This window comes from Arthrobacter bambusae (assembly GCF_030812595.1).
Classification (GTDB): domain Bacteria; phylum Actinomycetota; class Actinomycetes; order Actinomycetales; family Micrococcaceae; genus Arthrobacter; species Arthrobacter bambusae_B.
Genome location: NZ_JAUSSZ010000006.1, coordinates 118965 through 140169 on the forward strand (window position 1 = coordinate 118965; position 21205 = coordinate 140169).

20 protein-coding genes and 1 tRNA gene are annotated in these 21205 nt (G+C 64.3%); 11 read left to right on the forward strand and 10 right to left on the reverse strand.

Annotated elements, in window-relative coordinates; genetic code table 11:
- Positions 1 to 79: 79 nt before the first annotated feature.
- Positions 80 to 1432, reverse strand: coding sequence for an extracellular solute-binding protein (locus tag J2S96_RS10120; RefSeq protein ID WP_306862586.1), 1353 nt, complete (start codon positions 1430 to 1432; stop codon positions 80 to 82).
- Positions 1433 to 1535: 103 nt separating this feature from the next.
- The gene (locus tag J2S96_RS10125) at positions 1536 to 2789 is read right to left on the reverse strand and encodes an ROK family protein (protein ID WP_306862588.1); all 1254 of its coding nucleotides are present in this window, start codon (positions 2787 to 2789) and stop codon (positions 1536 to 1538) included.
- A gap of 130 nt (positions 2790 to 2919) precedes the next feature.
- Between J2S96_RS10125 and J2S96_RS10130 the strand changes: the two genes are divergently transcribed.
- Complete coding sequence (locus tag J2S96_RS10130) at positions 2920 to 3822, forward strand: aminoglycoside phosphotransferase family protein (protein WP_306862591.1); 903 nt, start codon at positions 2920 to 2922, stop codon at positions 3820 to 3822.
- Here J2S96_RS10130 and J2S96_RS10135 read toward each other — a convergent pair.
- Positions 3812 to 4951: a class I SAM-dependent methyltransferase gene (locus J2S96_RS10135; RefSeq protein WP_370873076.1), complete on the reverse strand. Its 1140-nt coding sequence runs from the start codon at positions 4949 to 4951 to the stop codon at positions 3812 to 3814. The two genes, J2S96_RS10130 and J2S96_RS10135, sit on opposite strands and share 11 nt — an antisense overlap.
- A gap of 209 nt (positions 4952 to 5160) precedes the next feature.
- On the opposite strand from J2S96_RS10135, the gene J2S96_RS10140 reads away from it, so the two are divergent.
- The gene (locus J2S96_RS10140; protein ID WP_306862597.1) at positions 5161 to 5538 is read left to right on the forward strand and encodes a cupin domain-containing protein; all 378 of its coding nucleotides are present in this window, start codon (positions 5161 to 5163) and stop codon (positions 5536 to 5538) included.
- Between the two features lie 119 nt (positions 5539 to 5657).
- On the opposite strand, the gene J2S96_RS10145 is transcribed toward J2S96_RS10140, so the two are convergent.
- A tRNA-Ala gene (locus J2S96_RS10145) sits at positions 5658 to 5730 on the reverse strand.
- 220 nt (positions 5731 to 5950) lie between these two features.
- Here J2S96_RS10145 and J2S96_RS10150 point away from each other — a divergent pair.
- Entirely contained in the window at positions 5951 to 6535 is a 585-nt protein-coding gene (locus tag J2S96_RS10150; RefSeq protein WP_306862599.1) for a ScbR family autoregulator-binding transcription factor, read from the forward strand.
- Here J2S96_RS10150 and J2S96_RS10155 read toward each other — a convergent pair.
- Positions 6532 to 7167 carry a TetR/AcrR family transcriptional regulator gene (locus J2S96_RS10155; RefSeq protein WP_306862601.1) on the reverse strand — a complete coding sequence of 212 codons (636 nt, stop codon included), beginning with the start codon at positions 7165 to 7167 and terminating at the stop codon, positions 6532 to 6534. The genes J2S96_RS10150 and J2S96_RS10155 overlap by 4 nt on opposite strands.
- Positions 7168 to 7330: 163 nt before the next feature.
- Between J2S96_RS10155 and J2S96_RS10160 the strand changes: the two genes are divergently transcribed.
- Both J2S96_RS10160 and J2S96_RS10165 read left to right on the forward strand, forming a co-directional pair.
- Positions 7331 to 8377, forward strand: a complete 1047-nt coding sequence (locus J2S96_RS10160; protein ID WP_306862604.1) for an agmatine deiminase family protein — start codon at positions 7331 to 7333, stop codon at positions 8375 to 8377.
- The gene (locus J2S96_RS10165; RefSeq protein ID WP_306862606.1) at positions 8374 to 10095 is read left to right on the forward strand and encodes an amidase; all 1722 of its coding nucleotides are present in this window, start codon (positions 8374 to 8376) and stop codon (positions 10093 to 10095) included. The genes J2S96_RS10160 and J2S96_RS10165 overlap by 4 nt, the downstream gene beginning before the upstream one ends.
- Positions 10096 to 10098: 3 nt before the next feature.
- Here J2S96_RS10165 and J2S96_RS10170 read toward each other — a convergent pair whose 3' ends face one another.
- From J2S96_RS10170 to J2S96_RS10180, 3 genes are all read right to left on the reverse strand, one after another.
- Positions 10099 to 10470 (reverse strand): sec-independent translocase, encoded by a 372-nt coding sequence (locus tag J2S96_RS10170; protein WP_306862608.1) that lies wholly within the window; start codon positions 10468 to 10470, stop codon positions 10099 to 10101.
- 87 nt (positions 10471 to 10557) lie between these two features.
- Complete coding sequence (locus J2S96_RS10175; RefSeq protein WP_306862610.1) at positions 10558 to 11112, reverse strand: hypothetical protein; 555 nt, start codon at positions 11110 to 11112, stop codon at positions 10558 to 10560.
- A gap of 90 nt (positions 11113 to 11202) precedes the next feature.
- On the reverse strand, positions 11203 to 11853 hold the full coding sequence (locus J2S96_RS10180; RefSeq protein ID WP_306862612.1) for a cadmium resistance transporter: 651 nt from the start codon (positions 11851 to 11853) through the stop codon (positions 11203 to 11205).
- A gap of 39 nt (positions 11854 to 11892) precedes the next feature.
- Here J2S96_RS10180 and J2S96_RS10185 point away from each other — a divergent pair, with 39 nt between their 5' ends.
- From J2S96_RS10185 to J2S96_RS10210, 6 genes are all read left to right on the forward strand, one after another.
- Complete coding sequence (locus J2S96_RS10185) at positions 11893 to 12738, forward strand: phosphotransferase (RefSeq protein WP_306862614.1); 846 nt, start codon at positions 11893 to 11895, stop codon at positions 12736 to 12738.
- A gap of 116 nt (positions 12739 to 12854) precedes the next feature.
- Positions 12855 to 13022 carry a hypothetical protein gene (locus J2S96_RS10190; RefSeq protein ID WP_306862616.1) on the forward strand — a complete coding sequence of 56 codons (168 nt, stop codon included), beginning with the start codon at positions 12855 to 12857 and terminating at the stop codon, positions 13020 to 13022.
- Between the two features lie 47 nt (positions 13023 to 13069).
- Complete coding sequence (locus J2S96_RS10195) at positions 13070 to 13438, forward strand: ABC transporter permease subunit (RefSeq protein WP_306862618.1); 369 nt, start codon at positions 13070 to 13072, stop codon at positions 13436 to 13438.
- 140 nt (positions 13439 to 13578) lie between these two features.
- The gene (locus J2S96_RS10200) at positions 13579 to 14235 is read left to right on the forward strand and encodes a hypothetical protein (protein WP_306862621.1); all 657 of its coding nucleotides are present in this window, start codon (positions 13579 to 13581) and stop codon (positions 14233 to 14235) included.
- Positions 14232 to 15848 carry a DNA polymerase Y family protein gene (locus J2S96_RS10205; RefSeq protein ID WP_306862624.1) on the forward strand — a complete coding sequence of 539 codons (1617 nt, stop codon included), beginning with the start codon at positions 14232 to 14234 and terminating at the stop codon, positions 15846 to 15848. The genes J2S96_RS10200 and J2S96_RS10205 overlap by 4 nt, the downstream gene beginning before the upstream one ends.
- A 42-nt stretch (positions 15849 to 15890) precedes the next feature.
- Positions 15891 to 19322, forward strand: a complete 3432-nt coding sequence (locus tag J2S96_RS10210; RefSeq protein ID WP_306862627.1) for an error-prone DNA polymerase — start codon at positions 15891 to 15893, stop codon at positions 19320 to 19322.
- On the opposite strand, the gene J2S96_RS10215 is transcribed toward J2S96_RS10210, so the two are convergent.
- Complete coding sequence (locus tag J2S96_RS10215; protein WP_306862630.1) at positions 19315 to 20064, reverse strand: ThuA domain-containing protein; 750 nt, start codon at positions 20062 to 20064, stop codon at positions 19315 to 19317. The genes J2S96_RS10210 and J2S96_RS10215 overlap by 8 nt on opposite strands.
- A complete protein-coding gene (locus tag J2S96_RS10220; RefSeq protein WP_306862633.1) occupies positions 20064 to 21167 on the reverse strand; it encodes a Gfo/Idh/MocA family protein in 1104 nt (367 codons plus the stop codon). The genes J2S96_RS10215 and J2S96_RS10220 overlap by 1 nt, the downstream gene beginning before the upstream one ends.
- Between the last annotated feature and the right edge of the window lie 38 nt (positions 21168 to 21205).

Here is a 21205-nt window from a genome sequence, read left to right on the forward strand (position 1 = left end):
GCCTGCGGCGAAGAGCCCCTTGGATGGTGGATCTGCGTCGTATCGAACCGTGGCTCAGGGAATCAGGGACAGCCATGCGTCATTTCTGCATGGTCTTGGCGTCGCCCACGAGATTCTTGACCGAAGCGTCGTATTCGGCTGCGGCCTCCGCTGGGCTCTGCTTGCCGGTGATGACGGCCTCAGTGGCCTGTTGGACGGCGAGGGAGATCTTCGGATAGTCAGCCGTCGCCGGGCGGTAGTGCGTGACTGCCACCAGATCGGAAACATCCTTCACGAAGGGGTTCGCCCCCAGGTAACCAGGATCGGAAGCGACATCGGTGCGGACGGCGATCTGTGAATTGTTGATGTCGAAGGCCAACGCGTTCTTCTTGTTCACGGCAGTGGTCAGGAATTTGAAGGCCAGGTCAGGGCTCTTGGTCTTCGCGCCGACGGCGAGCGTCCATCCACCGGACATGCTCACGCCACCGGGATCCTGGCCGAACTGGGTGGGGAACTTCGCCACTCCCATATCCTGCGCATAGCCGGCCCATTCGTAGGAACCGCCCTTCTGCCAGAACGACGGCGCGTAGGAGCCTTCCACGGTGGCGCCCATTTTGCCCTGAGGGAGCCACTGTCCGAAGACTTTCTTCCATACATTCGAATCGAGCGCATCCGCGGGTGTCACGGAAAGCTTCTCGTCGTAGAGGGTCTTCAGGAACTGGAGCGAGTCGGTGAATCCCTTGGAACCCACCACCCATTTCTTGTCGCTCTCCGAATACAGCGAACTTCCCGTTCCATAAAGCAGTTCGTAGAAGCTCTGCATAACCGTTCCCTCACCGGTACCTGTTCCGGCGTACATGCTGAAGGGAATCACACTTGGATCGGCGGCCTTCATCTTGCGGGCCGCGGCCAGGATGTCATCCCAGGTTTTCGGCTGCCAGGGCAGCGGTATGCCGGCCTTCTGGAGGACTTTCTTGTTGTACCAAATCGCCCTGGTGTCGGTGCCGAGCGGGACGGCATAGATACTGCCGTCGTCACTGCGCCCCGCGGCCTTGGCACTCTCATTGAACTTGGACCACTCGTCCCACGCGGCCAGTTGCGAATCGAGTTTGAGCAAGTATCCGGCGTCGACGTCCGAGCGGACCTTGAAGGTGTCCTCGTAGAAGACGTCCGGAGCGGTGTCAGGGGAACGCTGGGCCAGCGCAAGCTTGGTGCCATAGTCGTCGTCGCTGGCCTGGATGGGTTCCAAGTCCACGGTGACGCCAGCGTTTGCTGCTTCGAATTCCTGCTTGGCGTCCTGGAACACTTTGTCCAGGGCGGTGAAGGAATCCGTCTTTTGATAGACGATCTTGACGGTTTTGCCGATGGCTTGCGGTTGGGCAGAGCAGGCGGCCGACGCCAAAAGGCCTGCGGCCACGAGCAGTGCTGCTCCGATCCGGACTGGGCGACGCATGATTTTCCGATCTTCAAGCGGCTGCTGCCCCCACACTTCAGCTGGCCCAGCCTGTTGCCAATATTGATAATGGAGCCCTGCTAAGCAGGATGTCGTGAATGCCTCAGCCTTCCAACAGAAGCCGCTGGGCGCGTGGCGCGAGCGTATGTTCCAGGACCAGGCAGGCCGCACCGATCGCGCCTACGTCTTCGCCCACTCCTGTCCCCACAACCTCGATGCCGTGGATGCTGTTGGCGGCACTGTTGGCGGCGAGCAGGGCAGGAACGCGATCCAAGTAGCGTTCGGACAAGCGGCCCCAGAACGGCCCCCCAAAGACGACCCGTTCGACGTCGAGGGTGTTGGTCACCACCGCAACCGCACGTGCGACCAGGACCGCCGACTTATCAATGATCGCGATGGCGCGTTCATCACCGGCATCCGCGGCATCGCAAAGCCGGGCAAAGCCTTCCTGCACTTCCGGTCCTTCGGTGCCCTTGGCGCCACCGTTCAGGACACCTTGCTCTTCGGCTTCCGCCACGAGGACCTGCGGGATGCAGGAAGACTTGACGCACCCGCGCAGGCCGCAATCGCATTCGGGCCCGTCCGGATCGACAATGATATGGCCGATTTCGCCGGCGTTGCCGGATGTTCCACGGACAACTTCGTCGTTCAAGACGATCCCGCAGCCGATCCCGGTGCCCATATACATGAAAATGAAACTTCCGGTGCCACTGGGGCCGCCTGCCCATGTCTCGGCGACAGCTGCACTGGTGACGTCTTTGTCCACAAGGGTCTCAAACCCGGTGGCGTCGGCGAGGGCGTCCCTCAGGTTCACCCGGTCCCAACCCGTCATGAGGGGCGGATCGACGACTGTACCCTGATCAAGGTCTATGGGTCCCGGTGCCGCGACTCCGAGTCCTGCGATCTTTCCCGTGTCAACACCGGAATCTTCGACGAGCGCCTTGATTTCCTCGGCGATGGCGGCGATGACGTGCTGTGGATTGCAGCCGCCCGGGGTGGGAATCCTGGAGTGCTTGACGACGTCGCCCACCAGGTCCAGGACGACAGTGGTGATGACCGCGGGATCAAGGTGGACGCCAAGCGCGTACATTCCGGACGGGTTCAGGCGCAGGATGGTGCGTGGCTTACCCGGACCGCTGCCTTCCTTGCCTGCCTCCACAATGAGCTGTTGATCCAAGAGGCGGCGGGAGATATTCGAAATGGTCTGCGGTGAAAGGCCGACGATTTGGGCGAGTTCCACCCGGCTCAGTCCGCCCGACGAACGCCGGATTGCGTCGAGGATGACGGTCAGGTTGAAGTCCCCCATGCGTGGCAGATTGGTTCCGCGCCTCGGAGTCGGCTGGCGGATCTCAGTCACGGAATTCCCCTAAAATCATTCGAATAATGCTGTTGCATTTGCATCGTACGGCACGTGTGCTTGTCCCGGTATGCTCCCACGCTGCCCGGGCGTCACGGACCCCGATCCAGCTGATGGGAAGCACAGGAATATGGCACTCATGCCGAAGGCCGAGCAGGACGTCACCGCAGGGTTGGTGCGGACTTTGCTCAAGGAGCAGTTGCCGGGGCTCTCGGACCTGCCGTTGGAGTTGGTGGCCAATGGCTGGGACAACGTCATCTATCGGCTTGGCAAGGAGTGGGCGGTCCGGTTGCCCCGCCGGGAGGCAGCGGCGCAACTGATACTGCATGAACAGCAGTACCTCCCCGCGTATGCGACGCGCTCCCCCGTGCCGCTGCCCGGTCCCGTCCACTCCGGACAGCCCTCTGCCGACTATCCGTGGCCTTGGAGCGTGACTCCCTGGTTGGAGGGGCTCGACGCGGGGCTGGTTTCCCAAGAGTCACGGAACGCAGCGGCCGAGGACCTGGCCGCGTTCCTGATCGCCATCCACGTTCCGGCCGCACCGGGAGCGCCCGTCAATCCGGTCCGCGGCGTGCGTTTGGAAGCGAGGTCTGCCGCGGTCATTGACCGGCTCGGCGATTCCAGCCGCTATCCGCAGGCGGTGCGGTTGCGGACGCTTTGGACCCAGGCTTGCCTCGCCCCGCCGTGGAGCAGGCCAGGGGTGTGGCTGCATGGAGATCTCCACCCGGGGAACGTCCTCCTTGGGCCTGATGGCCGTCTCGCGGCCGTCGTCGACTTCGGAGACCTCGGAGCCGGGGATCCCGCCGTCGATCTTGCGGTCGCGTGGTTGATGTTCGACGACGGCGGTCGGCGCCGTTTCAAGGCGGGCTTCGGACGCGCCGTGGATGCCGCCACCTGGGCCCGGGCACGCGGCTGGGCCCTGGTCCTCGCGACGGCGATGCTCAGCTTCTCGGACGACAATCCGGTGATGGCGCGGATCGGGCGCTTCGGAGTGGAGCAGTTGCTGTCGGAGCACTCCTCGCCTAGCGCCTGACGCTGCGTGTCACCGTGAATTTCGGATTCCGGCCGATTTCGGTGGTGGGACCGATCAGCCGTTCCAATGCCGCGCGGTACTGAAGGTGGCTGTTGTAGACGGTCCAGAGTTCGCCGCCGGAAGCGAGGACCCGCGCGGCGGCCTCGAACATCTTGGTTGCCGCGCCGGCGTGGACGCTCGCGCCGAGGTGGAACGGCGGGTTCAGCAGGATGAGATCGGCGCTGCCTGGATCGAAGGTGGACATGGCATCGTCCTGGACTACAGTGATTCGATCGGCCAGCCCGTTCGCTGCCGCGGTCGCCCTCGCGGATGCGACTGCTGCGGCCGATTGGTCGGTCGCGGTGACGCGGGCCTTGGGACGGCTCCGGGCGTACATCGTGGCCAGGATCCCGGTCCCGCAGCCCAGGTCTACCGCATGGCGGGCTTCGGGGATCCTGTCCAGGAAGCCCAGGAGGAAGCGCGTGCCGATATCCAGTTTCGTGCCCGAAAACGCACCCCCGTGGGCACAGACCGTCATCCCCAGCTCGGTGTTTTGCTCCGAGACCGGGAACGGCGGCGGAGTGGCAGGCCGCGTGGGATTGGTGGCGAGCAGCACACGTGACTTCCGTTGCGCCAGCTGCGGTTGAACCGACCCAAAGCTACGTTCAAGGACGGCGTTCATCCCTACGGACATGTGCTTGACGCGTCCTCCGGCCAGCAGGACGGCTCCCGGCGCTGCAAAGCGCGCAACGGCGTCGACGATTTCTTCCAGTTCCGCGAGGGACTTCGGCAACTGCATGATCACCAGTTCGGCGCCATCGAGCAGCCCGGCTCCCAGCTCGAACTGGTCGAAGCGGCCGGACAACCCGGACGATTCGGCGTTCCGCTGCAGCGCGAGCCTGCCGGCGAAGAGGTCCTGGGTCACCCGGACATGCCCGACCCCGAGGGCAGTCAAAGCGCCCAGGGTCAGTGCTCCATAGCGGTCACCGATCACCGCAACGCGGGTTTCCGGGTTTCCGATGTAGCCCGCCGCAGTCTCAAGCAGGAGCCGGTCGGTGGCGTCGTGTGCCTGCAGGTTTTCGGCCTCGACGTCGGGGAACCGGCGGAGGGTGCCGAACAGCGTCTCAAGGTGTGCATCCAGCTCGGTCAAAGTCACGGTGCACCAATCTATCCCCCTCAGGAACCCTCGACAACACAGGCGAGGCGGAGGAAGGTGGAGAATGCAAGTAACCGACCGTCCGAACGCTGCTGAACACACGGCACGCGCCGCAAGCAGCCAGGACACCAGGGTCCGCTGCGAAGGGCGAGCCACGTTGCGGACCTCGAAGACCAGGCTCCCGCTTCCCTTGTGAGCAGACCATGACTGTCAACCTCGTCACTCAGCTTGAAGTAAAGTCGCACAATTCCCCGGATGAGATCCGGCGCCCGGATAAAACCGTGGTGGAAAACGTCACTGTCGGTGACTACACCATCGGGCGCCTCAGCTTCGAGCCTGGCTGGAGTTGGGCGGATTGCATCAAGCCGGTGGTCCACACCGATTCCTGCCAACTCAACCACGTGGGGTATTGCGTTGCTGGTGCGCTGGAAGTCGAGACTACCGACGGCAAGAAGATCAGCATCTCCAAAGGAGATTCGTACACCATTCCACCGGGACACAACGCCTGGGTCGTAGGCGACGAAACCTACTCGGCCATCGAGTTTGTCAGCGCAGCAGAATTTGGAGCAAAGCCCGAGTAACACTGACCCTCTCAGGCCCCGCACTTCCCACGTAGGGACGAAAAAGGGAACCACCCGCACGGGTGATTCCCTTTTCCTTGCTGCAGACGTACTCGACTGTTCGAATATCTGCCGTGAAGTGGAGCTGAGGGGACTCGAACCCCTGACCCCCTGCATGCCATGCAGGTGCGCTACCAGCTGCGCCACAGCCCCAAACTTTGCCCGCCGGAACTTCCATCCCTGCCGGAGCGACTCGTCAATACTAAACCACAACGATGTGAGATAGGAAATCGAACGCCGTCGGTTCCAGAACAAGTGCGGTGCAGTCGTAAACCCAGCCACTGCTGAACGTTGCGGCCGCGATGGTAGCCTGTTTCTTTCGTGATCTTGATTGTTTCTTCCACCGAAACCTGGAGAGGTCTCCACGCGGATCATGCAGCAACGTGCCAAAGCTACCCGGATAGCAGTCATTGAGGGAGCAGCGTCGATCTTTGAAGAGGTCGGCTATGGGAATGCAAGCCTCAGCGCTGTCACTGACCGCGCCTCGGTCACTAAGGGCGCGCTCTATTTCCATTTCAAGTCGAAGGAAGACCTGGCGCTGGCGGTCATCGCCGAGCAGCACAGCATCGTGCGTATCGCGGGAGAGAAGATCGCCGCCGCCGGGTTGCCGGCACTGGAAACCATGATCGCAATGTGCCGGACATTCGGGCAACAACTACTCGACGAGCCCGTCGTCAGGGCCGGAATCCGCCTGACATTCGAAGCCTCGGCATTCAATGCCGACGTCAAGGGTCCCTACCAGGACTGGGTCGACACCATGGAGATGCTGACGCGCCAGGCCCAGGTGGAGGGCGACGTGCGGCCCGAAGTCGACGCCGGAGACTTCGCACGCTATTTGGTCGCGTCCTTCACGGGGGTCCAGATGGTTTCCAACGTGCTGACCGAACGGCGCGACGTCCTCAAACGGATTGACGACATGTGGGGTTTCATGATGCCTGCCCTCATGCCGATTCACTAATCCCCACCGGCCGGCAGCAGCGAATCGCGGGCTGCACCTACCATGCCTTCCACCGCGTGGGCCAGGTGCGAACCGCGGTTACTGACCCCGTCCCAGCGCACCAGCGCCTGGGCATTCAGGCCGTCCACCATACCCAGGATTTGCCAAGCGACAGAGGGCGCGTCGGACGTCTCGAACTCGCCGGCTTCGATCCCCGCCTCAACAACACGCTGCACCACGGCCTGCCATGCATCCATCTGCTCACGGACACAGGCTGCGAGCGCCTCGTTCCGGCGCCCCAGGGTCCACGCCTCCACCCAGATGGCTGTGACGTCGAGACGGCTGCCGTCCATGAGCGTTTCCAAGAGCATTCCGAGTCGCTCCGAGGGAGTCGGCAAGCCATCCAGAAGGCCGGAAACCTCCTCGGTCTCCTCCGCCACAATGGCGGCAAAGACGCCCGCCACCAGCGCGTCCACAGTGGGCTGGTAATGCGCAACGAGTCCTGACGCAACGCCCACCCGCGCTGCGACGTTGCGCAGCGTAATGGCGGAGAGTCCCTGTTCGAGCGCTATTTCCCGGGCGGCATCTGCTATCTCGGCCGCGCGTTCGGCCGGAGTCTTCCGCGCAGCGCGTTTCTGTATGGTGCTTGACATCACAGAACAGTCTAAAGTAGTTTCCTTCTTATTGATCATGCGATCAACAAGAAATTTCCGACGCGGGAATTCCCAAATACGAATCGCAAAAGTACCCAGCCGCGCCCAAAGCGATGATGCCCTGGTCCCGCGGCTTCAACCTCACAACAAAGAGGAGACTTCCATGGCCTGGAGAATGCCAGTCGAAACCGCACCCCACGAGCGCACCTGGATGGCGTTTCCCCGCCCCGGCCTGACCTTGGGCGACGACGCCGCCTCCGCGGAAGAAGCGTACGCGGCTTGGACCGCCGTCGCGCATGCGGTGTCCGAGTTCGAGCCCGTCACCATGGTGGTTGACCCCAGTGAACGGGACCGCGCCCACCGCATGCTGGGCGCCGGGATCGAACAGCTTGAGGCGCCCCTCGACGAATTCTGGATGCGCGACGTCGGGCCGACCTTCGTCGTCGACGACGACCGTCCCGGGGTGCTCGGCGCAGTTGACTGGATCTTCAACGGCTGGGGCGCACCGGCATGGTCCGAATGGCAGAAGAGCGCCGGCATGGCCCGCTTCGTTGCCGAGGAGTCCGCTGCGGAACTGATCACTTCGCTGTTGGTCAACGAAGGGGGCGCCATCCACGTCGACGGCGAAGGCACCGTCCTCGTGACCGAGACTGTCCAGCTGGATCCACGTCGAAACCCCCATACAGACAAAGCACGCGTCGAAGCGGAATTGTCACGGACGTTGGGCACTACCCACACCGTGTGGGTGCCGCGAGGCCTCACTCGTGACTATGAGGACCTCGGCACGCGTGGGCACATCGACATGGTGGCCACGCTTCCCTCCCCCGGCCGGGTCCTCCTGCACGCGCAGACCAATCCCGAGCACCCGGATTTCGAAGTCAGCCGCACCCTCCAGCGGTTCTTCGAAACCCAACAGGACGCCGCAGGCAAGCCGTTCGAGATCACCCTGCTTCCCGCGCCCGAGACCCTGCGCGACGAGGAAGGCTTCGTCGATTGGAGCTATGTCAACCACCTCGTGGTCAACGGCGGCGTCATCGCGTGCGGCTATGGCGAGGAGAGGGCCGACCGCCTGGCCGCCGAAATCCTGGCGGAGGCCTACCCGGGCCGCCGCGTCGTCACAGTGGACGCCCGGCCGATCCTTGCCCGGGGCGGAGGAATCCACTGCATCACCCAACAGCAGCCCAAACTCAGCAGGCAGGCCGCACGATGAGCCGATTCGACGTCGTCGAGGCCTCCATCGCGCAATTGCGGGCAGCCCTTGAGGCCGGAGAAGTGACCAGCGAGGAACTCACCCAGGCGTACCTGGACCGCATCGAAGCCTACGACCACAACGGCATCAGGTTGAACGCCCTGGTGGTGATGAACCCCGAAGCGCTCGCAGATGCCCGGGCGTCCGACGCGCGCCGGGCGAGCGGCACCACCCTCGGGCCCCTCGACGGCATTCCCTACACCGCCAAGGACAGCTACCTGGCCAAGGGACTCACTGCCGCCGCAGGCTCCCCCGCGTTCGAAAACCTCATCGCGCAGCGCGATGCCTTCACTATCGAGCGCCTCCGCGCGGCAGGGGCCGTGCTCATCGGCCTGACCAATATGCCGCCCATGGCCAACGGCGGCATGCAGCGCGGAGTCTATGGACGCGCCGAGAGTCCGTACAACGGCGATTTCCTCACGGCGGCTTTCGGTTCCGGGTCCTCGAATGGCTCGGGCACAGCGACGGCCGCGAGCTTCGGGGCCTTCGGCCTGGGCGAGGAGACCTGGTCAAGCGGCCGCGCACCGGCGTCGAACAATGCATTATGCGCCTACACGCCGTCGCGCGGAGTCATCTCAGTGCGCGGCAACTGGCCGCTGGTCCCCACGATGGATGTGGTGGTGCCCCACACCCGGTCCATGGCAGACCTTTTGGAACTGCTCGATGTCATTGTGGCCGATGACGCCGAAACGCGAGGCGATTTCTGGCGCGCGCAGCCGTGGGTGCACATCCCGGCCGCGTCCTTGATCCGTCCGGCTTCCTACCCGGCCCTGGCACCAGTCGACGGCGACGCCGCGTGCGCGGCTTTGAAGGGCAAGCGTTTCGGAGTGCCGCGCATGTACATCAACGCCGACGCCGATGCCGGCAGCAACGAGAACCCTGGCATCGGCGGACCCACCGGTCAACGGATCCAGACGCGCGATTCGGTGATGGAGCTATGGGAGGCTGCACGGCGCGACCTCGAAGCCGACGGCGCCGAGGTGGTGTTGGTGGATTTCCCCGTGGTCTCCAATTACGAAGGCGACCGCCCGGGCGCGCCCACCATCGCCACCCGCGGATTGGTGAGTCCGGAGTACCTCCGGAAGGAAATTGTCGATCTCTCGGCCTGGGCGTGGCACGATTTCCTGTCGGCGAACGGGGATCCGGCGCTCAACAGCCTGGCCGACGTCGATGGCACGGCGATCTTCCCGCACCCCGAAGGTGCGCTTCCGGACCGCTACGACGGGTTCGATGACGACATCGCCGACTATCCGGCGCATATCCGGGCGCACGCAGTTGCATCCATCGCCGAGATCCCGCTCCTTGAAGAAGGCCTGCGCGGACTCGAAGAGACCCGACGGGTGGACCTTGAGGAATGGATGGACGGCCTCCGCCTGGATGCGGTCATCTTCCCCGCCGCCGCCGACGTCGGACCAGCAGACATGGACGTCAACGAATCCTCAGCCGATCTCGGCTGGCGCAACGGTGTGTGGGTGGCCAACGGCAACCTCGTTCCGCGCCATCTGGGAATCCCGACCGTGACGGTTCCGATGGGAACCATGGCCGACATCGGGATGCCCGTGGGGCTCACGTTCGCTGGCCGCGCCTACGACGACAGCGCACTGCTGGGCTTGGCCGCGGCCTTCGAAGCAACAGGGAAGCGTCGCACCGTTCCCCCGCGCACTCCGCGCCTCGCCTGACAATCAGGTGGACTCGTCGTCGAAAGGAGCCTTCTGCCCTGCCGCCAACCGCACCACCGGGCGGGGAGGAGGCTGAACCGGAGCCTGCGCCTGGGTTGGGGTGAAAGGCTCCGAAAGCGGTTCGTCCTCCAGGAGGGCTTCGCGGATAATGCGGCGGGGATCGTATTGGCGCGGATCCATTTTCCGCCAATCGATGTCCTCGAATTCGGGGCCGAGCTCCTGGCGGAGCTTTTCCTGCGCGCCGGAAGCCATGCGCCGCAGTTCGCGGATAAGCCGGCCAAGCTTCCTTGCATACTCTGGAAGCTTGGTCGGTCCAAGGACCAAGACTGCAATGATCAGGAGAAGGGCTACCTTCTCGACCGAAATATCGATCATGGCTCCATTCTAAATCCACCGCCCGGTCGCTCCGGGCGGCACGTTGTTCAGTAGCTCGTGCGCAGCGGATCGGGCACAGCGGACCGCTTAGGAGATCGCAAACAGCGCCACGGCAAGTCCTGCGGCAATCAACGCCTCACGGACACCCTTCAATCGGGGCACAGCATGCGATCTGCTCTCGGCCGGCATCGCGAAGGTACGCAACACCCACCCCGTTGCGGCGAAAATCATGAGCACAGCGCCCATGATGTCGGCAAGGATGACGCCCAGTTGGTGTCCTGGGTGATCCGACACCGATCCCGATCCACTCGACGCGGATAGCAACACCCAGCCCGAAAGCGCCGCCACCACTGCGCCATAGATCGCCGACCAGCGGCCTTGCCCGCCCGCCCGCGACCCTTTGAACACAATTTCGAACACGAACAGGAGGAAGGCAACGCCAATCGCCGCTCCCAGGGGGACTACGCCGAGCGGCGCCCATCCGAGCCCCACGGCTGCCATGGCCGCGGCCAATATGCCTGCTGCAGCCGCGTCGATCCGGCCCCCGACACTCCTGGCCCGGAAGATGGCTGCGAACCCCAACACAGCCGCTGCCCCGAAGAGCACCACCAGGGCGCCTACAACAAACCAACCTCGGAACATACTTTGCCAATCCTCCTGCGCGCTTCCGGTTGAAACCCACCCGCAGTCATATCACTTCCGAATGGGAGAATCCTGCATGCTGCGCGGAGATCAGCGCTGGAACAACAGGGCAAGGACTCCGGAGCGGACAATGATGATGGTCCCGAGCGCTACGTACACCAGGGGGATAACCCAGTTTCCAGCCCGCCGGCAGAGCGCACCCACCTTCGGGTGCGATGTCAGCCAGTAGCCGGCCGCGCACCAGACCGCCACCATCACCGCGAAAGTCAACCCCGTCACCACCGAAGGAGCCGGTCCCAGCGAGCGGAAAAGCGGAATGTATACGGAGATGTTGTCTCCACCGTTGGCGACCGTTACGGCTACAACCACCGGAATCGTCAGCGACCGGGGCTTCGGCGGGCGTCCGGGCGGATGGGCAACCCTGAGCAAGGCGTAGCAGCCCAAGATGAGCGGCACCAGGCCGAGGAATCCCACCCATTCGATGGGAACGGGGGCGAGGGCCAATGCCGCCGCGGCCGCTGCCAGGGTCAATATTCCGATGCCGATGTACTGGCCTACCCAAATTCTCCACAGCCCGGGCACCGTTCGCGTCCTGGCCGACAAGAAAAGGACGGACAAGACCAAAAGGTCATCGAGGTTTGTCGCCGCGAAGGCTCCAGCCGCTGTCAATACGGTGCCGCCCAGATCTTCCATCGCAGATGAGACTACCGTTCCGAGCTTGCGTTCCCGCTCCGGCCACACCGGCTGGCACCTTCGACTCTTCCGTGGCAGCATCGGACAGTGACTAGCGATACCCGTCAATACGTCGAGCCGGAACGGCCGGAACCGGCTGTTCCGCTACTGGGCGGAGACGTGACGGAGGGGCTCGTCCGGGTCGGCGATACCGTGCGGCGCCCTGTCAGCGACGCTTCGCAGCGGGTCCGCCGTCTCCTGGATTTCCTCCAATCGGGCGGATTCCAGGGGGCGCCGCGCTTCCTGGGCATCGACGAAAGCGGCAGGGACACCCTCAGCTTCGTTCCCGGCGACACCGCCGGCCGCCCTTGGCCGAGCCGGGTGGCCGAGGAAGCGAGCGCCATCAGCGTCGCTCGCTTGGTAAGGGCCTACGATGACGCCGTGCAGCCGCTTGGCGTACCCGATTGGGCACGCAAGGGCGACGACGCCGATCCGCACGGGTGCCCGGCCTCGATTGCCGGACCCGCAACATTCCTCGCCCACATGGACATCACCCCCGAGAACGTCGTCTTCCGGGGCGGTACCGCCGTCGCCCTGATCGACTTCGATTTGGTGCGCCCCGCAACCCGGGCGGAAGAGGTCGCGAACTTGCTCCTCTGGTGGGGCGCCTGGATGCCCATCGCCGACCGCGATCCGGTGATGCGCAAGGTGGACGCCGCCTCCCGGGCTGCCGTGCTGGTGGACGCGTATGGCCTGGATCCAATTCATCGCGCCGAGGTAGTCGACGTGGCCAGGAACGGCGCCGAGCGCTCCTGGCATTTGATGCGGCACCGGGCACTCACCCAGGGCGGTGGCTGGAAGCGGATGTGGGACGAAGGCATCGGCGACAAGATTCTTCGCCGCCAAGCTTGGCTCGCCGAAAACGCCGCCGCTCTCCACGCCGCGATCACCTGACGGAGGCTGCCCGGCCGTTCCGTGTGACGATCATCAGGCGGCTCCACGCCCAACGTCGCTCTTAACCGAGCCAGATCGGGCTTGTCCTCATTGGCCTCACTGGCGGGGCAGTTGCGGTGGAGAAGGTCTTCGCGATTCCGGGTTTGGGCCGCGCGGTGCTGGGCGCGGCGAGCGCCCAGGACATTCCCGCCGTGCTCATCCTGGCCGTTCGGGCGGGTTCCCTCAGCGCGGCGGCCCGGCACCTCCTGTTGGGACCGGACCCTCGGCCGAGGGCGCGGCGATAGCCGTCACCCTAGTCAGTTGGGCACCCCTGGCCGCCCACACGGCGGCCTTGGCACAGGAGGCCCGGGCCCAGCCCCATGTGAAGATCCTCCCGGTCCTGGGCGTAGGACGGGTCCGTGTCCTCTGGCGCTATATCCTCCCGGCCATCCTTGGCCCGGTGTTCCGGCATTCGATGCTCCGGATACCGGGAATCGCGCTCGCCTTGGCCGCCTTGGGATTCCTCGGCCTTGGTCCCCATCAGCCATCGCCCGAGTGGGGGCTCATCCTCGTTGAAGGAATCAACTACGTGGAGCGTGCCCCCTGGGCCGTTGGCGCCCCGGCGTCGGCGTTGATCCTCGCCTCGATCCTGGCAGTTTCACTCTCAAGTGTGACGTGGTCCAGAGGACGCCCCGCAACAACCGACCAACTTTGCGCGTGACGCCGCTGCGCCGGCCCGGAACCGCGCGGCTGGAACGGGGAAGCCGCGTCTAAAGTGGTAGATCGTTGAGGAGGCGGGCTGTGCCCCTGGCGGTTCCGGCTCCGATTGACTCATTCGAATATATGTTCGAAAATTGAAGTATGTCATCGCGCCTGTCTTCCGCCTCGCCGGCCTCGCTGCGCGATGACTTGCAGGCGCAGATCCACCTCATGCAGGGCAAGCGCGGAAGTGAACGCTCGCTGCCTGTGCTTCCCTCACTCAGCAGGCTCCTCCCGGGCGGGCTGCGCCCGGGAGCGGCGTACTCCATACAGGGATCCATGTCGCTGGCCATGGCCTTGTTGGCCGGGCCCTCACGCGATGGCTCATGGTGCGGGGTCGCAGGGCTGCCTGACTTCGGGGTGGAGGCAGCAGCAGGATTCGGCATTGCTCTCGACAGGCTGGTGCTGGTTCCTGACCCCGGGACCAGCTGGACGCCGGTAATCGCCGCCATGGCGGACGTGCTCTCGGTGGTGCTTGCGCGTGCTCCGGAAAGAGTCGCACCCGCCGAGGCAGCCCGCTTGGGAGCCAGGCTCCGGGAGCGGAGTGCCGTCCTCCTTGTCCTGGGGCCATGGCCGCAGAGCGAGGCCGTCTTGCAAGTGAATGGATATGAGTGGTCGGGGCTCGGGGAGGGCCATGGACATCTCACCCGGCAGGAGCTCGAACTCGAGGTCGCCTTGCGGGGCAGTTCCCGCAGGGCCTCCGTGGACCTCGCGGACAGCGGCCCGGTAGGGCTGTCCCGCCATCGGATGGGAGCATGATGCTGTTCCAGCTTGAAACCCCGGTGCGCGCGTTGGTGACCTGGTTCCCGGATTGGCCTCTCGTTGCGGCCCGCCTGGCAGATGCCCTGCCGCCTGTTGTACCCGCGGCAGTGATAGGCCAAGGTGTCATAGCTGCTTGCTCCGCGGAGGCCCGGGCAGAGGGAGTGGTCCGGGGCTTGCGGCTGAGGGAAGCCCAGACCCGTTGTCCTGAGCTGGTGGTATGTGCCGTTGACCCTGTGCGGGATGCGAGGGAATTCGAGCCTGTGGTCTCCTCCCTTGAGGAACGGACTCCTGGCGTGGAAGTGCTTCGCCCCGGCCTCTGCGCTACCCGGGCCAGGGGTGCCTCACGGTATTACGGCGGAGAGGAAGCGGCCGCAGGTGCCGTGCTTGAAGCGGCGGACCGCCTCGGCGTGGAGGCACGGGTGGGGATCGCCGATTCCGTGTTTGCCGCCGAGCAGGCAGCCCGGAGCACCAGCGAACTCTCTGCCGTTCTTGTGCTTCCGCCGGGTTCTTCGCGGGATTTCCTGGCCCCATTTCCCGTGGAAGTACTGGGCCAGCCGAAGCTGGCTTCCTTGCTCAAACGCCTTGGCATCCTCACTTTGGGGAATTTCGCCGATCTTCCCGCTGCAGATGTCCGGTCCCGTTTCGGTGCTGCCGGAGTCACTGCGCACGCCCTGGCAAGCGGACAGGATCCCCGCACGGTGGTCCCCCGGACTCCCCCGCGGAAACTGGACCAACGGGTGGAATTCGAACCCGGCTTGGACCGGGTTGACCAACTCGCCTTCCAGCTCCGCGCAACGGCGGACGCCTTTGTGGCCGGTGTGCAGGCAGAAGGCTTGGTCTGCACGGAGCTGAGGGTTCTGATCACCGACGAAGCAGGAAGCCGCTCCGAGCGGACGTGGGGCCACCCCCGACACTTCACTCCCAGCGACGTCGTGGACAGGGTGCGTTGGCAGCTTCAGTCACAGCCCCCTGTCAACAGCAGAATGCCCGACGGCGGAACGCACGACGGCGGCGTGGCCCGCGGCGGCCTGTCGTCACCAGTCACAAGGGTCGAGTTCGTCCCCGTCCGGGTGGACTCCATCGCCCATCATGGGCGGGCGCTCTTCGGAGATGGCGCTGAGGAACAGATTCATCATGGACTCAGCCGGATCCAAAGCATGCTGGGACATGAAGCCGTGGTAGTGCCTGCGATCTCGGGGGGTCGCTTGCTGGCCGAGCGGCGCCGCCTGGTTCCTTGGGGAGATTCCTTGCCCGCGGGAGCGCCCGCGTTGGCCTCCAGACCGTGGCCCGGCAGGATTCCAGACCCGCAGCCCGCTACGGTGTTCGCTTCCCTCGTCCCTGTCCTGTTGCTCGATGCCAACAGGGAAAAAGTCCTTACGGACCACCGCGGCGGATTGCTTGCCCCGCCAAGGTGGTTCTGTCCCGGCGGAGACCCTGCCCGAGGACGGCTGGTAGTTCAGTGGGCCGGCCCCTGGCCGTTGCGGCAGAGATGGTGGGACGCCGACCACCGCCTTGAAGCGGACCGGTTCCAGCTTGTGGACGGAACCGGAGAGGCTTGGCTCCTCCTCCTGGACGGGCAGAACTGGTGGGCAGAGGCCCGATACGACTGAACAGCAAGAGTGGAACACCGAACTTTAGTCAGGAAGACGAACATGGCCTGGAACAACCCGTCAATCCCCTGGTCGGAGTTCGAACGCACGCTCTCGGACCGGCGTGTGCCGGACATAGGCAAGGCCAAGGGAGACGGCGGCGACAGCCCCGCCTGGTCAAGGAAACGCGGGCCGTACCGTCCGGTCCCCCTCGATCCCGCAAGGGTCGCCTCCAGGTCGGGTGCCGGCGTCGTGCCCTATGCCGAACTGCACGCGCATTCGCACTACAGCTTCCTTGACGGCGCCTCATCACCCGAGAAACTGGTTGAGGAAGCCGTCCGTCTGGGGCTCCATGCCCTCGCGCTGACTGATCATGACGGCTACTACGGGATTGTGCGCATGGCGGAAGCAGCCGAAGCCTACGAGCTGAAGACCGTGTTTGGCGCTGAGCTGTCGCTCGGACTCAGCAAACCCCAGCAAGGGGAAGCCGATCCCGAAGGTGACCATTTGCTCGTCCTTGCCCGCAAGGAAGAGGGCTACCACCGCTTGGCAGGGGCGATGACGTCCGCCCATCTGGCGGCCGATGCGGAAAAGGGCCACCCCATCTATGACCTCGATGCGCTGGCGCATTCCCTGCGGGACCATTGCCTGGTGCTGACCGGATGCCGCAAAGGCTCGGTCCGGAGGGCCCTCATGAGCGACGGCGAGCAAGCCGCTGCCGCCGAGGTGGCGGCCTTGATCGAAAGGTTCGGGCGGAAAAATGTGGTGGTGGAGCTCTTCGATCACGGGAATCCCCTCGACAGCAGCCACAACGACGCCCTCGTCCGTATTGCCGAGCGCGCGGGCATACCTTTCATCGCCAGCAACGCCGTTCATTATGCATCCCCGGAGGGATACCCGCTGGCAACGGCCATGGCGGCTGTCCGGGCACGCCGCAGCCTGGAGGAAATGGACGGGTGGCTGCCCGCGAGCAGCGGCGCCCATCTGCGGAGCGGTTCCGAGATGGCAGCGCGGTTCGCGCGCTATCCCGGCGCGGTCGAACGGACTGTCGAGATCGCCGACGAACTAGCGTTCCAGTTGCGGGCCGCCCGTCCGAAGCTCCCCAAGCTCGATGTTCCAGCAGGGCACACCCTTATCAGCTGGCTCCGGCACCTTGTTGAAGAAGGCATCCGGGACAAATACCCGGACGCCGACGAACGGGTCCATCGCCGGATCCAACAGGAACTCGCAGTGATCGAAGCGAAGAACTTCCCCGGCTATTTCCTGATTGTGCACGACATCGTGAAGTTTGCCCGTTCCCGCGGCATCCTCTGCCAAGGCCGGGGTTCCGCGGCGAACTCGGCCGTCTGCTACGCATTGGGGATCACCGCCGTCGACAGTATCTTCTACAACCTTCCGTTTGAGCGTTTCCTCTCCAGCCTCCGCGAGGAAGAACCGGATATCGACGTCGATTTCGACTCGGACCGACGAGAAGAAGTCATCCAGTACGTCTACGGCAAGTACGGACGGTTCAACGCAGCCCAGGTAGCGAATGTCATCAGCTACAGGCCGAAGAACGCCGTCAGGGACGTAGCCAAAGCGCTCGGCTACAGCCAAGGCCAACAGGATGCCTGGTCCAAGCGGCTCGATCACTGGGGCGACCTCAGCGATGGCAAGACCAACAACATCCCGTCCCCGGTCCTGGACCTCGCTGATCAAATACTGGGCTTCCCCCGGCACCTGGGCATCCACTCCGGCGGCATGGTCCTCACCGAACGGCCTGTTGGCGAGGTAGTACCCATCGAGCGTGCCCGGATGGAAAACCGCACGGTCCTGCAATGGGATAAGGACGATTGCGAATGGATGGGCTTGGTCAAATTCGATCTTCTCGGCCTGGGCATGCTCGCAGCCCTGCAATACTCGTTCGATTTGATCGACCAGCACTTCGGTGAGCGCTGGACCATCGAGACCATTCCGCGGGAAGAACCGGCCGTGTACGACATGCTCTGCCGTGCCGACTCGATCGGGGTGTTCCAAGTGGAATCACGGGCCCAGATCAGCACGCTGCCGCGGCTGAAACCGAGGGAATTCTACGATCTCGTGGTCGAAATCGCGCTGATCCGCCCAGGGCCGGTCCAAGGCGGTGCCGTCCACCCATACATCCGACGCCGCGCCGGCACGGAAAAGATCACCTATCTTCATCCCTTGCTGGAGCCTGTGCTCAAGCGGACCTTGGGTGTGCCCTTGTTCCAGGAGCAGCTCATGCAGATGGCGGTTGCCGTGGGCGGCTGCACCGCCGAGGACGCGGACCTGCTCCGCCGCGCGATGGGCTCCAAACGGGGCCGGGAGAAGATCGAGACGCTGGAGGCCAAGCTCTATGCGGGGATGGCCGCCAACGGGATCAGCAAGGATGACGCCGACGCCATCTACGGCAAGATCCAGGCCTTTGCGAACTTTGGTTTCGCGGAATCGCATTCCTTGAGCTTCGCGGTGTTGGTCTATGCAAGCTCATGGCTGAAGCTGCACTATCCCGGCGCGTTCCTCGCGTCCCTGCTCAGGGCACAACCCATGGGCTTCTACTCCCCGCAAAGCCTCGTGGCCGATGCCCGCAGGCACGGGGTCCAGGTGCTGCGTCCTGATGTACTCCATTCCCTTGCCGAGGCAACACTCGAAGTGCTCGATGAGGCTGCAAAGGCAGAGGCGGCCCAGGTGGGCGGCATGGATTCCTGCTTGCACTTCCACCAGCCAAAAATCGGTCCCTTCCAACAGGATCAACCACGCGAGGACCACCTGCACCGACGGGATGGCTCACACGCGGTGCGGCTGGGGCTCGACGGCGTCACGTCCATCGGAACTGAGGTCGCGAAGCGGATCGTCGCCGAGCGTGAGGAGCATGGCGCCTACCGCGACATGGCGGATCTGTCCCGCCGCGCGAACCTCAGCGCGGACCAGTTGGAGGCACTCGCGTCCGCGGGCGCACTCGATTCGCTGGGGATGAACCGCCGCGAAGCGCTGTGGCTGGCCGGGGATGCTGCGCTTGAGCGGGAAGGACAGTTGCCGGGGACCCGCGTCGCCGTCCAGCCTCCACTGCTGCCCGAGCTCTCTCCCCAGGAAAACGTTGCCTACGATATGTGGGCCACAGGCATCAGCACCGATGACCACCCGATGCGCCACGCCCGCGGAGCCCTGGATTCCAGGGGGGTGTTGCGGGTGGACCGGCTCTCCCAAGTCGAGTCCGGCACGCGTGTTGAGGTGGCCGGCGTGGTGACCCACCGCCAACGCCCCCAGACCGCGCAAGGGATCACCTTCGTCAATCTGGAGGACGAGAGCGGCATTCTCAACGTTATCTGCAGCGTTGGCCTCTGGAAGAGGCATCGCCGCGTGGCCCGGGAATCATCCGCCCTGATCGTCCGGGGTTTCCTTGAACGTTCGCCGGAGGGAGCCACCAATCTGGTGGCGGACAAGCTGGAATCCTTGGTCCTGACGGTAAAGTCCAACTCCCGGGATTTCAGGTAGTAAAAAACCAGTTCCGCGCCGGGTTGGTCACTGCCGGGGCATCCCGGAACTGTTCGGGCTGCGCAACCCAACCCACACCGTTGGCGATGACCCTCTGGATCTGCGGCTGGTGGTAGACAGGGTATTCCTGGTCACCCGGGCTGAAGTAGAAGATCCGTCCCTTGCCGCGGGAGAACGTCACTCCGGAGCGGAACACCTCGCCGCCTTCGAAGGAGCTGATGAAAATCAGGTCGTCCGGCTCCGGGATGTCGAAGAGTTCCCCGTACATTTCCTGTTTGGGGATCAGGATGGGGCTCTCCACTCCGGCTGCGATCGGGTGCGATGGCTTGACCGTCCACACGAGCTCGCGTTCGCCGTCGTTGCGCCACTTGAGCGAACATGTCGTACCCAGAAGCCGGGTGAAAATCTTCGCGAAATGGCCTGAATGCAGCACCACGAGTCCCATCCCGCCCAAGACGTGCCGCTGCACGCGTTCCACAACTTCATCGCGCACCTCGTGGTGCCCGATATGCCCCCACCAGAGCAGGACGTCGGTGGCGGCAAGCGTTTCCTCGTCCAGGCCGTGCTCAGGATCGGCCAGGATCGCCGTGCTTATTTCCGCATCCGGATAGAAGCTCCGCAAGCCCGCAGCGATGGCACCGTGGATGCCGTCGGGGTACATTTCGGCCATGGTGTCGGGCTTGTTGCGGGCCTCATGGATGGCCTCGTTCCAGACGACGATCTTCAGTTTCTTGTCGGTCATCAGAGCACCACTTCGCGTTGTTCGAGTGCGGACTTGTAGCAGGCATCAAGGATGAGCGCCCTGCTCAGGGCGAGCGATCCGTCGTGTTGTCCCCAGACCGTCTCCCCGCCGCGGACGGCGGCAATGAAGTCGTCGACGACGGCCTGGTGGGCAAGGCCGGGAATAGCTTCGGGCTCGTAGTCGGCGTTTTCGCCGTCCTTCTCCGTGAAGATTTTCAGGCTGCCGACCGGTTGCAAGGGCGCCCCGACGGCGCGTAGTTCAGCACCGCCGTCGGTCCCGTACACGGTGAAGTCGAGCAAGTCGTCCACCTCACGGTAGCTCGCCCAACCCGCCTCAAGGATCAAGGTGCCTCCGCCTTCGAGTCGGATGAAGGCGGAGGCGAAGTCCTCGACTTCGAATTTGTGGCTTGCGGGCCCCGCGGTATAACGGGCGTTGCCGCCACGGCCCAGCGGACCCAGCTCCGAGTGTGTCTGCGCAGAGACGGTCAGGACCTTCGGTTCGCCCAGCAGGTGGAGCGAGTAGTCCAGGACGTGGACTCCGATGTCAGCGAGCGGACCGCCGCCGGCCAGCTCCGGATTGGTAAACCAACTGCCCAGGGTGGGGATGCCGGCTCGGCGAAGCCAGGAACCCTTGGCGTAGTACGGACGTCCGAGTCCGCCGTCGTCGATGATGGCTTTGAGTTTTTGGATGTCGCCGCGGCGGCGGTGATTGAACGCGACATCCAAGACCCTGCCGGCCTTCCGGGCCGCCTCGACCATGGCGCGTCCTTCTTCGCCGTTGCGCGCCAATGGCTTTTCGCTCAGCACATGCAGCCCACGCTCCAGCGCCGCTATGGAGATCGGGGCGTGCAGGAAGGTCGGAACGGCGACACTGATTGCGTCCAGGCCTTCCAGACCGATCATGTCTTCCCAACGGGCGAACGCATGCGGGATGCGGTATTCCTGCTTCATCTGGGCGAGGAGATCTTCCTCCATCCCGGCGACAGCGACGATGTCAACGCCTTCGATGCTGTTGTAAGCCTTGAGGTGCTGTTGGCCAGCCCATCCGATGCCCACAACGCCTACCCTGAGGCTTGATGGCGTTGCTTGTTGTTGAATGCCCACGGTATCCCTGACCTTTCTCAGATATCGATTAGGGCCAA